The organism is Paracoccus sp. P2 (assembly GCF_046335115.1).
Taxonomy (GTDB): Bacteria; Pseudomonadota; Alphaproteobacteria; order Rhodobacterales; family Rhodobacteraceae; genus Paracoccus; species Paracoccus pantotrophus.
Genome location: NZ_JBGOSN010000005.1, coordinates 138,155 through 152,500, shown reverse-complemented (window position 1 = coordinate 152,500; position 14,346 = coordinate 138,155). Strand labels below are relative to the sequence as shown.

The 14,346-nt window shown below is 68.9% G+C and carries 13 protein-coding genes and 1 pseudogene; 7 read left to right on the top strand and 7 right to left on the bottom strand.

The genetic code is table 11. The annotated features are described in order from the left end of the window. The first annotated feature begins 1 nt into the window (after position 1). From odhB to ACDP63_RS05375, 5 genes are all read left to right on the top strand, one after another. Entirely contained in the window at positions 2-1,549 is a 1,548-nt protein-coding gene (odhB, locus tag ACDP63_RS05395) for a 2-oxoglutarate dehydrogenase complex dihydrolipoyllysine-residue succinyltransferase (RefSeq protein ID WP_024842922.1), read from the top strand. 147 nt (positions 1,550-1,696) lie between these two features. Beyond that, a complete protein-coding gene (locus tag ACDP63_RS05390; protein ID WP_024842923.1) occupies positions 1,697-1,954 on the top strand; it encodes a hypothetical protein in 258 nt (85 codons plus the stop codon). Then, positions 1,954-2,346: an MAPEG family protein gene (locus ACDP63_RS05385; RefSeq protein WP_024842924.1), complete on the top strand. Its 393-nt coding sequence runs from the start codon at positions 1,954-1,956 to the stop codon at positions 2,344-2,346. Before ACDP63_RS05390 ends, ACDP63_RS05385 begins: the two co-directional genes overlap by 1 nt. A 50-nt stretch (positions 2,347-2,396) precedes the next feature. Continuing rightward, positions 2,397-3,791, top strand: coding sequence for a dihydrolipoyl dehydrogenase (gene lpdA, locus ACDP63_RS05380; RefSeq protein ID WP_024842925.1), 1,395 nt, complete (start codon positions 2,397-2,399; stop codon positions 3,789-3,791). A gap of 147 nt (positions 3,792-3,938) precedes the next feature. After that, complete coding sequence (locus ACDP63_RS05375) at positions 3,939-4,433, top strand: lytic transglycosylase domain-containing protein (RefSeq protein ID WP_024842926.1); 495 nt, start codon at positions 3,939-3,941, stop codon at positions 4,431-4,433. A 59-nt stretch (positions 4,434-4,492) separates the two neighbouring features. Here ACDP63_RS05375 and ACDP63_RS05370 read toward each other — a convergent pair whose 3' ends face one another. Beyond that, complete coding sequence (locus tag ACDP63_RS05370; protein ID WP_024842927.1) at positions 4,493-4,933, bottom strand: GNAT family N-acetyltransferase; 441 nt, start codon at positions 4,931-4,933, stop codon at positions 4,493-4,495. Between the two features lie 11 nt (positions 4,934-4,944). Beyond that, positions 4,945-5,784: an AAA family ATPase gene (locus tag ACDP63_RS05365; RefSeq protein ID WP_024842928.1), complete on the bottom strand. Its 840-nt coding sequence runs from the start codon at positions 5,782-5,784 to the stop codon at positions 4,945-4,947. Between the two features lie 160 nt (positions 5,785-5,944). On the opposite strand from ACDP63_RS05365, the gene dksA reads away from it, so the two are divergent. Both dksA and ACDP63_RS05355 read left to right on the top strand, forming a co-directional pair. Beyond that, positions 5,945-6,367 carry an RNA polymerase-binding protein DksA gene (dksA, locus tag ACDP63_RS05360; RefSeq protein ID WP_024842929.1) on the top strand — a complete coding sequence of 141 codons (423 nt, stop codon included), beginning with the start codon at positions 5,945-5,947 and terminating at the stop codon, positions 6,365-6,367. Between the two features lie 33 nt (positions 6,368-6,400). Further along, positions 6,401-7,531, top strand: a pseudogene (locus tag ACDP63_RS05355) (FAD-dependent oxidoreductase); the annotation flags it as partial. 180 nt (positions 7,532-7,711) lie between these two features. Here ACDP63_RS05355 and glmM read toward each other — a convergent pair. The 5 genes from glmM to ACDP63_RS05330 form a co-directional block, all read right to left on the bottom strand. Next, positions 7,712-9,055 (bottom strand): phosphoglucosamine mutase, encoded by a 1,344-nt coding sequence (glmM, locus tag ACDP63_RS05350; protein ID WP_024842931.1) that lies wholly within the window; start codon positions 9,053-9,055, stop codon positions 7,712-7,714. Positions 9,056-9,065: 10 nt separating this feature from the next. Next, entirely contained in the window at positions 9,066-10,037 is a 972-nt protein-coding gene (folP, locus tag ACDP63_RS05345; protein ID WP_024842932.1) for a dihydropteroate synthase, read from the bottom strand. 45 nt (positions 10,038-10,082) lie between these two features. Beyond that, positions 10,083-10,865, bottom strand: coding sequence for a dihydroneopterin aldolase (locus ACDP63_RS05340; protein ID WP_024842933.1), 783 nt, complete (start codon positions 10,863-10,865; stop codon positions 10,083-10,085). Between the two features lie 91 nt (positions 10,866-10,956). Beyond that, positions 10,957-11,412, bottom strand: coding sequence for a cell wall hydrolase (locus ACDP63_RS05335; protein WP_231486597.1), 456 nt, complete (start codon positions 11,410-11,412; stop codon positions 10,957-10,959). Between the two features lie 308 nt (positions 11,413-11,720). Continuing rightward, positions 11,721-14,282 carry a putative PEP-binding protein gene (locus ACDP63_RS05330; protein ID WP_024842935.1) on the bottom strand — a complete coding sequence of 854 codons (2,562 nt, stop codon included), beginning with the start codon at positions 14,280-14,282 and terminating at the stop codon, positions 11,721-11,723. Positions 14,283-14,346 lie beyond the last annotated feature (64 nt).

Here is a 14,346-nt window from a genome sequence, read left to right as displayed (position 1 = left end):
CATGGCAGTGGAACTACGCGTCCCCACGCTTGGGGAATCGGTATCCGAAGCGACGGTGGCCACCTGGTTCAAGAAACCGGGCGACCGCGTCGCCGTGGATGAAATGCTGTGCGAGCTGGAAACCGACAAGGTGACGGTCGAGGTGCCCTCGCCCGTCGCCGGCAAGCTGGCCGAGATCGTCGCGCCCGAAGGCACGGTGGTCGCGCCCAACGCGCTGCTCGCACAGATCATGGAACAGGGCGATGCCGGCCCGGAAGAAATGTTGCCCAAGGCTGATGCGGGCACGAAGGCTCAGGAAGGACAGAGAAAGATGAGCGGAAAATCCGTCGACGTGATGGTGCCCACCCTGGGCGAAAGCGTGACCGAGGCCACGGTGGCGACCTGGTTCAAGAAGGTCGGCGATGCGGTCGCGCAGGACGAGATGCTGTGCGAGCTTGAGACCGACAAGGTCTCGGTCGAGGTTCCGGCTCCCGCCGCGGGCGTGCTGGCCGAGATCCTCGCCCCCGAGGGCGCAACGGTCGAGGCCAGCGCCCGGCTGGCGGTCATCACCGAGGGCGCGACCGCGGCCCCCGGGGCCGAGGCCCCTGCTGCTGCCGCAGCCGCCGTGCAATCGCCCGGCGCCGGCCCGGAAACCCCCGCACCGCGCAAGGATGTCGAGGATGCGCCCTCGGCCAAGAAGGCCATGGCCGAGGCCGGCGTCAGCCGCGATGCCGTCACCGGCACCGGCCGCGACGGCCGGGTGATGAAGGAGGACGTGGCCCGCGCGGCTACGGCACCGGCCGCCGCCTCGCCCGCCCCGGCCCCGGCCCCGGCCCAGGCGCCGCGCGCGCCCAGCTCGGCCGATGACGCGGCGCGCGAGGAGCGGGTCAAGATGACCCGCCTGCGCGCCACCATCGCCCGCCGGCTCAAGGACGCGCAGAACACCGCCGCGATGCTGACCACCTATAACGAGGTGGACATGAAGGGCATCATGGACCTGCGCAACACCTACAAGGACCAGTTCGAGAAGAAGCACAAGGTCAAGCTCGGCTTCATGTCCTTCTTCGTGAAGGCCTGCTGCCACGCGCTGAAGGAAGTGCCCGAGGTCAATGCCGAGATCGACGGCGGCGACGTGGTCTACAAGAACTTCGTCCACATGGGCGTGGCGGTGGGCACGCCCAGCGGCCTGGTGGTGCCGGTGGTACGCGATGCCGACCAGAAGAGCTTCGCCCGGATCGAGAAGGAGATCGCCGAGCTGGGCACCCGCGCCCGCGACGGCAAGCTGACCATGGCGGAAATGCAGGGCGGCACCTTCACCATCTCGAACGGCGGCGTCTACGGCTCGCTGATGTCCTCGCCGATCCTGAACCCGCCGCAATCGGGCATCCTGGGCATGCACAAGATCCAGGACCGCCCGGTCGTCGTGGACGGCCAGATCGTCATCCGGCCGATGATGTACCTGGCGCTGAGCTACGACCACCGCATCGTGGACGGCAAGGGCGCCGTGACCTTCCTCGTGCGCGTCAAGGAAGCACTGGAGGATCCGCGCCGCCTGCTCATGGACCTGTGATCCCGGCCTGCCGGGGGCGGCAGGCCCGCCCCCGGCGCGCCCAGGAAGCCGCCGCGCAACTCTTTCCGGCCTGTATCCGTTGACCCGCACCGGGCCGCCTTGCCGCTCATCCCGACGGGAAGCCGGGCCGAAACGGAGGAGTCCCCCATGACCCAGATGATCGCCCATTACACCATCGCCGGTTACGCCGCCTTCAAGGCCGCCTTCGACGCCGATGCCGAGGATCGCGGCAATAGCGGCCTGTCGCTGCTGCAGCTGTGGCGCGAGAACGACCAGAGCGCCTGGGCGCTGTTCCAGGTGGGCGACGCGGCGGTGGCCAGGGCCTATCTGGAAGGGGCAGCGGGGGTCTTCAACAGCCAGGCCGGCGTCTCGGCCACCGCCTTCCACCTGGTCGAGACCGCCTGATGGCCGCCGAAACCACCGCCCTGGCGCTGGCCGCGCTGCTGCAAGCCGTGCAGATCGGCCTGGCCGCCGCCTCGATGAACCGCGATGTCGGCGCGAAATGGAACGCCAGCCCGCGCGACAGGCAGCCGGAGTTTTCCGCGCTGACCGGACGGCTGCGCCGCGCTGCGGACAATCATTTCGAGGGACTGATCCTCTTTACCATCGCCGTCGTGCTGGTGGTGCTGTCGGATGCCGGCTCGGCCCTGACCGTGCTTTGCGCCTGGAGCTACCTGCTGGCGCGGCTGCTTTATATTCCCGCCTATGCCTATGGCTGGTCGCCCTGGCGCTCGGTCATCTGGGGGGTGGGGTTCGTCGCCACGCTGGCGATGATCCTGATCGCCTTATTCACCTGAACCGAACGGGCGGCGCCGGCAAGCGCGCCGCGAACTGCAAGGAGACCTGAATGTCCACCTATGACCTGATCGTGATCGGCGCCGGTCCCGGCGGCTATGTCTGCGCGATCCGCGCCGCCCAGCTGGGCCTGAAGGTCGCCTGCGTCGAGGGACGCGAGACGCTGGGCGGCACCTGCCTGAACGTCGGCTGCATCCCCTCCAAGGCGCTGCTGCATGCCAGCCACATGCTGCACGAGACCCACGAGAATTTCGAGAAGATGGGCCTGATGGGCGCCAAGCCCAAGGTCGATTGGGACAAGATGCAGGGCTACAAGGCCGAGACGGTCGCCGGCAATACCAAGGGCATCGAGTTCCTGTTCAAGAAGAACAAGATCGACTGGCTCAAGGGCTGGGCCAGCATCGAAGCGCCCGGCAAGGTCAAGGTCGGCGACACCGTCCACGAGACGAAGAACATCGTCATCGCCACCGGCTCGGAACCGGCCAGCCTGAAGGGGGTCGAGGTCGATAATGCCGCCGGCATCGTCGTCGATTCGACCGGCGCCCTGTCGCTGCCGAAGATCCCCAAGTCGATGGTGGTGATCGGCGCGGGCGTGATCGGGCTGGAACTGGGTTCGGCCTATGCCCGGCTCGGCGCCGAGGTAACGGTGGTCGAGTTCCTGGACGCCATCACCCCCGGCATGGACGCCGAGGTGCAAAAGCAGTTCCAGCGCATCCTGGCGAAACAGGGGCTGAAATTCGTCCTGGGCGCGGCCGTGTCCGAGGTCGAGGTCGAAAAGGGCAAGGCCGAGGTCAAGTACAAGCTGCGCAAGGACGACAGCGAGCATGAGATCAAGGCCGAATGCGTGCTGGTCGCCACCGGCCGCCGCCCCTATGTCGCCGGGCTGGGCCTGGACAAGGTCGGCGTCGCGCTGACCGATCGCGGCTTCGTCCAGATCGACGAACACTGGCAGACCAGCGTCAAGGGCATCTACGCCATCGGCGACGCGGTGCCGGGCCCGATGCTGGCCCACAAGGCCGAGGACGAGGGCATGGCGGTGGCCGAGGTCATCGCCGGCAAGCATGGCCATGTGAATTACGACGTGATCCCCGGCGTGATCTATACCACGCCCGAGGTCGCCTCGGTCGGGCTGACCGAAGAGGCCGCCAAGGAAAGCGGCCGCAAGGTCAAGGTCGGCAAGTTCCCCTTCATGGGCAATGCCCGCGCCAAGGCCCTGTTCCAGGCCGAGGGCTTCGTCAAGATGATCGCCGATGCCGAGACCGATCGGGTGCTGGGCTGCCACATCATCGGCCCGAATGCCGGCGAGATGATCCACGAGGTCTGCGTGGCGATGGAATTCGGCGCCTCGGCCCAGGACATCGCACTGACCTGCCACGCCCATCCGACCTGCTCGGAAGCGGTGCGCGAGGCGGCGCTGGCCTGCGGCGACGGCGCGATCCACGCCTGATCGGCGGATCGCCACCGAAACCGGCACCATGTTGCGGCGGGTTTCCGCCAATGGACCGCCCCTGAACCGGGCGGTCCTGTCTTTTGATTTCCCCGACTCTGGCAGCTGCGGCTAATCCCTTGGTCAATGAAAAGACAAGGGGCAGTCATGAAATCCATCCTCGGACTGTTGGCGCTGGCCGGCACGCTGGCCGTCGGCGCCTGCGGCGACAACCGGGTCGATCCCGACCGCCGCTATCTGGTCGAACCCCGCGCCTCGGCCGCCCAGGTCGCGGCGCTGCATCCGAACGAGACACCGGAACTGCGCCGGCTGATCAACAAATACGCGGCGGAATACGATGTGCCGGTGGACCTGGTGCAGCGCGTCATCATCCGCGAATCGACCCATCGTCCCGGCGCCCGCAACGGCCCCTATTACGGGCTGATGCAGATCCTGCCCGCCACCGCGCGCGGCATGGGCTATCAGGGCCCGCCCGCCGGGCTGCTCGATGCCGAGACGAACCTGAAATACGGCGTCAAATACCTGCGCGGCGCCTATATGGTCGCCGACGGCGACAAGGATGCCGCGGTGAAATGGTATGCCCGCGGCTATTACTACGAGGCCAAGCGCAAGGGCCTGCTGCAAGCCACCGGCCTGCGCTGAGGCGAGGGACAGCGGATCGCGGGGGCGGCCTTCGGGCCGCCCCTTGCCTTACAGGCGCATCACAGCTTGCGATTGTAGCGGATGAAGGGCGACTTCACCGCCATCCGGTCATAGAGCATTCGCCCCGGATAATTGTCCTCGGCCGTCAGCCAATAGACGGCAGGCACGCCGGCGCGGTCGGCCTCGGCATAGACGCCTTCGATCAGGGCGCGGGCGATGCCGCGGCCGCGGGCCTCGGGGGCGGTGAACAGATCCTGCAGATAGCAGACCCCCTCCTCGCGCCACAGGTTCGGGTGAAAGACGTAATGCGTCAGACCCAGCAGCCGGCCCTCCGCCTCGGCCACCAGACCGTGAAAGTCGCGCGGGTTGCGTGCCATCAGCCGGTCGAAGGCGCGGTCGTAGAACGACGGCGGCCGGTCGTCGAAGCCGTAGAAGGCCTGGTAGCCCTCGTAGAGCCGCTGCCAGCCCTTGCGATCCTCGGGGCGAAGCGCGCGGATCATCGCTGCCGCCCTCAGCGTTGGCGGCGGGCCATGAAGGCCAGCCGCTCGAACAGCGCCACGTCCTGCTCGTTCTTCAAGAGCGCGCCATGCAGCTTGGGCAGCATCTCTCCGGCCGGGCGCCGCAGGTCCTCGGGCGCCAGATCTTCGGCCAGGATCAGCTTGAGCCAGTCCAGGAGTTCGCTGGTCGAGGGCTTCTTCTTCAACCCCTGCACCTCGCGCAGCTCCAGGAACTGCGTCAGCGCCTCGTCGAGCAGCCGCGGCTTCAGGCCGGGATAATGCACCTCGACGATGCGCTTCAGCGTCTCTGCATCGGGAAAGCGGATGTAGTGGAAGAAGCAGCGGCGCAGGAAGGCGTCCGGCAGTTCCTTTTCGTTGTTCGAGGTGATGATGACCACCGGCCGGTGCCGGGCCACCACCGTCTCGCTGGTCTCGTAGACATGGAACTCCATGCGGTCGAGTTCCTGCAAGAGGTCGTTCGGAAACTCGATATCGGCCTTGTCGATCTCGTCGATCAGCAGCACGACCTTGCCCGGCGCCTCGAAGGCCTGCCACAGCTTGCCCTTGCGGATGTAGTTCGCGATATCGTGAACCCGCGCCTCGCCCAGCTGGCTGTCGCGCAGCCGCGACACGGCATCGTATTCGTAAAGCCCCTGCTGCGCGCGGGTGGTCGATTTCACGTTCCATTCGATGATGGGCAACTCCAGGCTGGCCGCGACCTGCCGCGCCAGTTCGGTCTTGCCGGTGCCCGGCTCGCCCTTGACCAGCAGCGGGCGTTCCAGCGTGATCGCCGCATTCACGGCCATGGCCAGGTCGGCAGGAGCCACATAGGTTTCGGTCGAGGAAAACTGCATTCGCCTGTCCTTTGCGCAATCTGCGCGACCCTAGCCAGCGCCCGCCCGCTTCGCAAGCCGCAGGCCCGACCTGTCGGAATGGCCTAGTGACAATTGGTCTGCCATACTTTATGCGGGCGCCAAGGATCGGGCATCCAGTCGCCCGGCTCCCGGAGGAACGATGAAAGCCCAGACCTTTCTGCCCGAAGATTATCGCCCCGCCGAAGACGAACCTTTCATGAATGAACGGCAACTCGAATATTTCCGCCGCAAGCTGATCGCATGGAAGCAGGAACTTCTGGACCAATCCGCGGAAACGCTGGAAGGTCTTCAGGACAGCGCCCGCAACGTGCCCGATCTGGCCGACCGCGCCTCCGAGGAAACCGACCGCTCGCTGGAACTGCGCACCCGCGACCGCCAGCGCAAGCTGGTGGCCAAGATCGACGCGGCGCTGCGCCGCATCGAGACCGGCGAATACGGCTATTGCGAGATGACCGGCGAGCCGATCAGCCTCAAGCGGCTGGACGCGCGCCCCATCGCCACCATGACCCTGGAAGCGCAGGAACGCCACGAGCGGCGCGAGCGCGTGCATCGCGACGACTGACCCGCCGGCCCCTTCGGGGCCGCTTTCGCAGTCAGGGGCGCCATGTCCGGCCTGAAGCATCATCCCGTCACCATCATCGGCGCAGGCGTGGCCGGCCTGACTGCCGCCTGCGCCTTGGCGCAGCGCGGCGCAGAGGTCACGGTGCTGGAACGCGCGGGGGCGTTGCGCGAGGTCGGCGCAGGCTTGCAGATTTCGCCAAATGCCATGCGGGTCTTGGCGGCGCTGGGGCTCGAATCGCGGTTCCGGGCGATCTCGCTGCCCTCCGAGCGGGTCGAGCTGCGCGATTCGACCGGCCGCATGGTGGCGCGGCTGGACCTGGCGCGGCATCGCCCCGGCGATCCGTTCCGCCTGGTGCATCGCGCCCGGCTGGTCGCCCTGCTGGAACAGGCCGCGCGCGAAGCCGGCGCCCGCATCAAGCTGGGCCATGACGTGACCGAACTGCCCGACGTGCCGCTGCTGATCGGCGCGGATGGGGTGAAAAGCCGCCTGCGCCCGACGCTGAACGGCCCCGAGACCCCCTTCTTCACCGGCCAGACCGCATGGCGCGCGCTGATCCCGGCCGAGCCCGATGCCGCGCCGGTGGCACAGGTCTTCATGGGACCGGGCCGGCACCTGGTCAGCTATCCGCTGGGCCAGGGCCAGCGCAATCTCGTCGCCGTGGTCGAGCGGCCGGACTGGCAGGAGGAAGGCTGGTCCACCCCCGGCGAGCCCTCCGAGCTGCGCGCCGCCTTCGCCCGCTTCGGCGGCCCGGTGCCGGAATGGCTGGAGCAGGTTCAGGATGTCGGCATCTGGGGCCTGTTCCGTCATCCGGTCGCCGCACATTGGCAGGACGGCCGGCGGGCGCTGATCGGCGACGCCGCCCATCCCACCCTGCCCTTCATGGCGCAAGGCGCGGTCATGGCGATCGAGGATGCCTGGGTGCTGGCCGCCTGCCTCGATGCCGGCCCGGACCAGGAAGCCGCGCTGGCGCGGTTCCAGGCCCTGCGCCAGCCGCGCTGCCGGCGCATCGTCGAGGCGGCCAATGCCAATGCCCGCAACTACCACCTGCGCGGCCCGACCCGCGCGGTCGCCCATGCCGGGCTGCGCGCCGTCTCGCGCCTCGCCCCCGCCCGGCTGATCGAGCGTTTCGCCTGGCTCTACGACCACGACCCGACCACCCCCTAGCCGGGCGTCCGAACTTCTCTGTTCCCCAAATACCCATGCGACCACGCCAGCGTCGCCGCCGCATGAGTATTTGTAAAACGGTGAAAACGCCGGGCCAAGCCCGCATGGCACGCCCGCACCCGTTTCACCGTTTCTTAAATACTCCTGCCAAGCCCGCCACCGGCGCCGCGCCCAGGGCGGTCAGGCCGCCTTCTCCACCGCCGCGACGATGTTCTCGACCACCTCGCGCAGCACGGTCTCGTCCTCGGCTTCGGCCATGACGCGGATCAGGGGCTCGGTGCCGGACTTGCGGATCAGCACCCGGCCGCAGCCGTTCAGCCGCGCCTCGGCCCGCGCAATCTCGGCCTGGACCGCATCGACCGACAGCGGATCGGCACCGGCAGCATAGCGCACGTTCTTCAGCAATTGCGGCACCGGCTCGAACTGCGCCACCAGTTCCGAGGCCGACCTGCCGCCATCCGCCAGCGCCGCCAGGAATTGCAGGCTGGCAATGAGCCCGTCGCCGGTGGTGGCGTAATCGGTCATCACGATATGGCCCGACTGCTCGCCGCCCAGGTTGAAGCCGGCGCCGCGCATCCGCTCGACCACGTAGCGGTCGCCGACGGCGGTGCGCTCCAGCCGCAGCCCGCGGCCCTGCAGGAACCGCTCCAGCCCCAGATTCGACATCACCGTCGCCACCAGCGCCCCGCCCCGCAGCCGGCCCTGCGCCGCCCAGCGGTCGGCCAGCAGCGCCATGATCTGGTCGCCATCCGCCACCTGGCCCTTTTCATCGACGATCATCACCCGGTCGGCATCGCCGTCCAGGCTGATGCCCATGTCAGCGCCATGTTCCAGCACCGCCTGGGCGCAGGCCTCGGGATGGGTCGAGCCCAGCCCGTCATTGATGTTGTGGCCGTTCGGGGAAACCCCCAGCGGGATCACCTCGGCCCCCAGTTCCCACAGCACGTCCGGCGCGGCGCGATAGGCGGCGCCGTTAGCGCAATCCACCACCACCTTCAGCCCCTCCAGCCGCTGCCCGGCCGGGAAGGTGGTCTTGGCATATTCGACATAGCGCCCGCGCCCGTCGTCGATGCGCTTGGCGCGGCCGATATTCTGCGGCTGGGCCGGAACGATCTCGCCCGCCACGATGGATTCGATCTCGGCCTCGGCCTCGTCCGAAAGCTTGAAGCCGTCGGGACCAAAGAACTTGATGCCGTTGTCCGCGGCCGGGTTATGGCTGGCCGAGATCATGATGCCCACATCGGCCCGCATCGAGCGGGTCAGGTAGCCCACCGCCGGCGTCGGCACCGGGCCCAGCAGCAGCACGTTCATGCCGGTGCTGGTCAGCCCCGCCGTCAGCGCATTCTCCAGCATGTAGCCCGACAGGCGCGTGTCCTTGCCGATCACGACGCGATGGTGGTCCTCGCCGTTGCGGCGGAAATAGCGGCCGGCGGCGGCGCCCAGGCGCAGCGCCATCTCGGCCGTCATCGGGTGGGTATTGGCACGGCCCCTGACGCCGTCGGTGCCGAAAAGTTTCCTGCTCATCTTGCCCCGCTCAATTCGTTTCTGTGGTCACGGCCCGCCAGAGGGCGAGGCCCTGCCGTGTTTCCGCCACGTCATGGACGCGGTGGATCTGTATGCCCTGCGCGACCCCGGAAAGCGTCACCGCCAGCGTGCCCGCCACCCGGTCCGCCGGCCGTTCGGCACCGCCGATGCTGCCGATGAACCGCTTGCGCGACACCCCCAGCAGCACGGCACAGCCCAGCCCGTGATAGACCGAGATCCGCCGCAGGATGGCCAGATTATGCGCCTGCGTCTTGCCGAAACCAATGCCCGGATCGATCACGATCCTGTCGCGGGCGATGCCCGCCGCCTCGGCACGCGCAATGCGCTCGGCCAGCGCGTCATAGACATCCAGCAGCACGTCGCCATAGGTCGGGTTGTCCTGCATGGTCTCGGGGATGCCCTGGGCGTGCATCAGGCAGACCGGCACGCCCGCCGCGGCCACCGTCCCGGCCATGGCCGGGTCGAAGTCGAAGCCCGAGACATCGTTGACCAGCCCCGCCCCCGCCGCGACGGCGGCCCGCGCCACCTCGGCCTTGCGGGTATCGACCGAGACCGCCGCCAGCCCGCGGCCCGCGGCGATGGCGGGGGTCACGCGGGCGATTTCCTCGGCCGCGGGCACCTCGCGCGCGCCGGGCCGGGTCGATTCGCCGCCGATGTCCAGGATCTCGGCCCCCTGTGCGGCCAACAGCCGCGCCTGCTCGGCCCCGTCATAGGCGCCGCCGTCCGAAAAGCTGTCGGGCGTGGTATTGACGATGCCCATGATGCGCGGCCTGTCCAGTGACAGGCCCAGCAGCGGCGCGCGGGGCGCGGTCAGCGCCGCCAGCACCGCATCGGGGGCGCCGTCCACCACGCGCGGCGCCTCGCCGCGGCGCAAAAGCTCGCATTGCGAAAAGCGCACCCAGCCGCCGGCAAGCTGCCAGCGGCCCGTCTCACAGGGAATCGGGCGATAGTAATCGGTCATGCTTCGCGTCTCTACGCCGGTGCGCGGGCGATTCAAGCACGAAGATCAAAGCCGTGCGGTCGGAATGCAGAAACCCGTCGGTACAGCCGGCTCGGGCGCACCCTCGGGCAGCGCCCAGTCGAGCCGGCTCGCCCCCAGCCGCTCGGCCAGCCACAGCGCCAGCGCCTGCGGCTCGGCCGCCAGCCCGGCCACGTCGCGCACCATGCGCGCGGGCGCCCAGACCACGGCGCGGCCCTCGGTCGCGGCCCAGTCCAGCTCGGTGCGGCTGTCGGCCACGGTCAGCCCCAGATGGCCGGCCAGCGCCCAGGCGGCCTGGTCCAGCGCCAGCAGCTCGACCTCGCGCAGGTTGCCGCCCTGCGGCAGCGGCAGCCCCGGCGCGTCCGGGACCAGCGCCACCGCGCCGTCGGGCAGCGCCAGGTCGCGGCCGTGAAAGATCACCCGGATCGGCGCCCGGACCGGGTCGGCCTCGACCCGCGCCTGGCGGCGCACCAGCGTCACCCCCAGCGCGCCGGGGATGCGGTCCAGCTTCTCGACCGTGACCGAGACCTGCGCGGCGCGCGGATGCGCCAGGATCTGCGCAGCGATCTTTTCGGCCAGCGTCTCGAGCAGGTCATAGCGGCGATCCGCCAGCCCCGCCGCAACCGCGCCGGTCAGGATGTCATAGGACAGGATCCTGTCCACCTCGTCATTCACGCCGACGACATGGCTCGCCAGTTCCACGTCGATGTTGAAGCGCAGCCGCTGCGGCTGGCCGCGTTCGGTCTGGAACGCGCCGATCTCGGCCGAAAGGATGTAGTCGCGCAGGTGGATACGGTCAGGCTGGTCCATGCCACCCGTGTTTTCAGGAAAACGGCCCCGCCGCAAGGGACAGGGCCGCGCATCGGGCAGCAGATTTGCGACGCCGCCTCGGGGCGCCGCCTCAGTTCGAGGCCAGCCGGCGGTCCGAACGGTAGAAGGTATGGCTGCCGATTCGGATCGTGCGCTCAAACCGCTTGGACCAGGAGGGGTTCACGCCGCGGGCGTGGAAATAGGTCGCGCCGTTGGTCAGGGTGCGCGGCGCGCCGGCCAGGGCCGCCATGGCCACCTTTTGCACCCTGGCATAGGTGCCTTTTTCGCGGATGCGGGCGTTCTTGTTATAGGTGAACTGGCCGCGCTGGTTCACCACGCCGCAGACGGTCTGGGGAAAACGCGGGTGATCGACGCGGTTCAGGATCACCTCGGCCACGGCCTGCTGGCCCTGCACGCCTTCGCCGCGGGCCTCGAAATACAGCGCCTCGGACAGGCATTGCAGATCGGCGGGATCGATCTTCACGGTCGCCTGGCGCGCGCGGCCGGCCTTGGTTTCATAGGCGACCTGATGCTTGCCATCGGCCATGGCCGGAGTGGTTGCGACAGGGGAAAGGGCGACAGCCACACACACGGAAACGCGCGCCAGCCATGACTTGCTAATCGACATGTTGGTCCTGTTTTCGGTCCGGGCCCGGCCCGGTCTGGTTCGTCGGAAGGTCCGCCCCGAGGTCGCCCCGGAGGCGGCGGTCTGGCGTTAAAGGCCCGAAACAGGGCGGACCGATCCAGCCCACATGCACGTGAGTGACGCGATTCGATTGAAATCAAACGATTTTGGCGGAAACCCGCCGACGGAAAATCGGCGGACGGGCAGATTCCGGCCAAAACCGGCTGGTCCTAGGACTCGGCCCCGGCCGTCGATTCCGCCGCTTCCCGGCCCATGAGAATCGATTCCTGCGCCGCGGCGAGCCGCGCCACCGGCACCCGGAAGGGCGAGCAGGAGACATAGTTCACCCCCGCCCGCAGGCAGAAGGCGATGGATTCCGGGTTGCCGCCATGTTCGCCGCAGACCGAAATGGTGATGTCGGGCTTGTGGCTGCGGGCGCGCTCGGTGCCGATGGCAACAAGCTCGCCCACGCCGTCGCGGTCGAGGATGTGGAACGGATCCTCGGAATAGACGCCCTGGTTGACATAGGTGCCCATGAAGCGGCCGGCATCGTCGCGCGACAGCCCATAGGTCATCTGCGTCAAGTCGTTGGTGCCAAAGGACAAGAAGGAGGAATGCTCGGCGATGTCGCCGGCGCGCAGCGCGGCGCGCGGCGTCTCGACCATGACGCCCAGCCGATAGGTGAAATCCTTGCGCGTCTCGTTGCGGACGGCGGCGGCGACCGCGTCGATGCGGGTCTTGACCAGTTCGACCTCGCGCCGGGCGGAAACCAGCGGGATCATGATCTCGGGCACCACCGGGTCGCCGTTATGGCTGGCCTCGATGGTGGCCTCGAAGATGGCGCGGGCCTGCATGTCATAGATCTCGGGCACGGTGATGCCCAGCCGGACGCCGCGCATGCCCAGCATCGGGTTGAACTCGGACAGCGCCTCGACCCGGCGGGTCACGTCCGACAAGGGCAGGTCCAGCGATTCGGCCAGTTCCCGCATCCCCTCGCGGTCATGTGGCAAAAATTCGTGCAGCGGCGGGTCGAACAGGCGGATGGTGACCGGCAGCCCGGCCATGATCTCGAACAGCGCCGCGAAATCGCTGCGCTGCATGGGCAGGAGCCGCTCCAGCGACAGGCGGCGGTCCTCGGGCTTGCCGGCGAAGATCATCTCGCGCATGGCCGGCAGGCGCTCGTCGTCGAAGAACATGTGCTCGGTGCGGCACAGCCCGATGCCCTGGGCGTTGAACCTGCGGGCGGTGCGGGCGTCCTCGGGCGTGTCGGCATTGGCGCGGATCCTGATGCGGCAATGCGCATCGGCCCATTCGAGCAGCTGGGTGAAGCTGTCGTCCAACGCCGGCTCCAGCATCTCGGCGGCGCCGGCCAGCACCTCGCCCGAGGTGCCGTCGATGGTGATCTCCTCGCCCTCGTGGAACAATCGGCCGCCGACCAGCATGGTGCGGGCGCGCGTGTCGATGGCGATGCCGCTGGCACCGACGATGCAGGGCAGGCCGATGCCGCGGGCGATCACCGCCGCGTGGCTGGTCATGCCGCCGCGCTCGGTCAAGACGGCGACGGCAGCATGCATGCCGCGGATGTCCTCGGGCACGGTTTCGCGGCGCACCAGCACGCAGCGCTCGCCCCGCGCCTCGGCGGCCTGGGCGGCGGCGGCGGTAAAGACGATGCGGCCGGTGGCGGCGCCGGGGCTGGCATTGATGCCGCGGGCGATCACGTCGCGGGGCGCGCGCGGGTCGACCTGGTGGTGCAAGAGGTCCGACAGCGCCCGCGGCTCGACCCGCATCACCGCCTCCTCGGCCGGGATGATGCCGTCGCGGGCCAGCGACACGGCGATGCGCACGCTGGCCCGCGAACTGCGGCTGACCCGCACCGCGTCGATGATCGCCAGCCGGCTGTCCGAGACGACGAATTCGATCTGCATCTCCTCGCGCAGGCGTTCGCGGGCGGCGACGCCAAAGCGGACCAGGTCGGCAAAGACCTCGGGCGCGGCTTCCTCGAGCGAGGGGCCGCGCGGGTCGCGGGTCAGGTAGAGCGTCTCGGCCCCCTTGCCCTTGGAGCGGCCCTGGGTCTGGCCGCGGAACCGGCCGGTGATGCGCGGCGTGCCGGTCACGCTGTCGACGAACTGGATGGTGCCCGAACCGGTGACGCCCGGCCCGATGGCCAGCGCCATGTCCTGCACCACCAGCCCCAGCGGCGCGAGGGCCGGCGCCCCCTTGGCTTGGCGCAGGAGCCGCGCGGTCGGCCCGTCCCAGGCCCGCGCCATGCTACGCAGCACCTCGGCCAGCTGGCGCGTCGGATCCTGGGGAAATTCCTCGTCCGTCTCGTCCTCATAGGCGCGCAGGGCGGCGGCAAGCCCGCCCTCGCTGTCCGAGAACATGTCGGGGTCGAGCCGCGCGACATGGATGGCATAGGATTGCACGAAGCCCAGGTAGATCGCATCCGCCGCCGCCTTGCCGCGGCTTTTCACCAGCCGGGCGTGGCATTCGTGGTTGATGCCCACGTTCAGCACCGTGCCCGGCCCGCCCCAGGCCGGGTTCATCGCCGAGGGCCGCACGCTGACCAGCCCGTCGGCGCGTTCCATGATGGCGGCCAGGCGCGCGCGGTCTGGCATCTGGCCGGCGGCGATGGCGCGCACCGCCTCGGCCGACAGCGCGAAGCTGGTCGGCACCGGCAGTTCCATGCGGATCAGGCGTTGCAGGCATTTCGCGCGCCAGCCATGGCGCGCGGTCTGGATCCCCGCCGAGGGGGTGATTTCGACGATGGCACCTGGATCTGTCAGCGCGGTCATGATGCCGTCACATTAGGCATGGCCGGCGCATTGCTGCAAGTGCGAAGAACAGCGCAAGCTGCGG

Excerpts from the sequence above, each read along its gene's own strand:
- dksA (WP_024842929.1), top strand. The coding sequence starts at position 5,945 with ATGAAAGCCCAGACCTTTCTGCCCGAAGATTATCGCCCCGCCGAAGAC.
- folP (WP_024842932.1), bottom strand. The coding sequence starts at position 10,037 with ATGACCGATTACTATCGCCCGATTCCCTGTGAGACGGGCCGCTGGCAG.
- ACDP63_RS05370 (WP_024842927.1), bottom strand. The coding sequence starts at position 4,933 with ATGATCCGCGCGCTTCGCCCCGAGGATCGCAAGGGCTGGCAGCGGCTC.
- lpdA (WP_024842925.1), top strand. The coding sequence starts at position 2,397 with ATGTCCACCTATGACCTGATCGTGATCGGCGCCGGTCCCGGCGGCTAT.
- glmM (WP_024842931.1), bottom strand. The coding sequence starts at position 9,055 with ATGAGCAGGAAACTTTTCGGCACCGACGGCGTCAGGGGCCGTGCCAAT.
- ACDP63_RS05340 (WP_024842933.1), bottom strand. The coding sequence starts at position 10,865 with ATGGACCAGCCTGACCGTATCCACCTGCGCGACTACATCCTTTCGGCC.
- ACDP63_RS05330 (WP_024842935.1), bottom strand. The coding sequence starts at position 14,282 with ATGACCGCGCTGACAGATCCAGGTGCCATCGTCGAAATCACCCCCTCG.
- ACDP63_RS05385 (WP_024842924.1), top strand. The coding sequence starts at position 1,954 with ATGGCCGCCGAAACCACCGCCCTGGCGCTGGCCGCGCTGCTGCAAGCC.
- odhB (WP_024842922.1), top strand. The coding sequence starts at position 2 with ATGGCAGTGGAACTACGCGTCCCCACGCTTGGGGAATCGGTATCCGAA.
- ACDP63_RS05365 (WP_024842928.1), bottom strand. The coding sequence starts at position 5,784 with ATGCAGTTTTCCTCGACCGAAACCTATGTGGCTCCTGCCGACCTGGCC.
- ACDP63_RS05375 (WP_024842926.1), top strand. The coding sequence starts at position 3,939 with ATGAAATCCATCCTCGGACTGTTGGCGCTGGCCGGCACGCTGGCCGTC.
- ACDP63_RS05335 (WP_231486597.1), bottom strand. The coding sequence starts at position 11,412 with ATGGCCGATGGCAAGCATCAGGTCGCCTATGAAACCAAGGCCGGCCGC.
- ACDP63_RS05390 (WP_024842923.1), top strand. The coding sequence starts at position 1,697 with ATGACCCAGATGATCGCCCATTACACCATCGCCGGTTACGCCGCCTTC.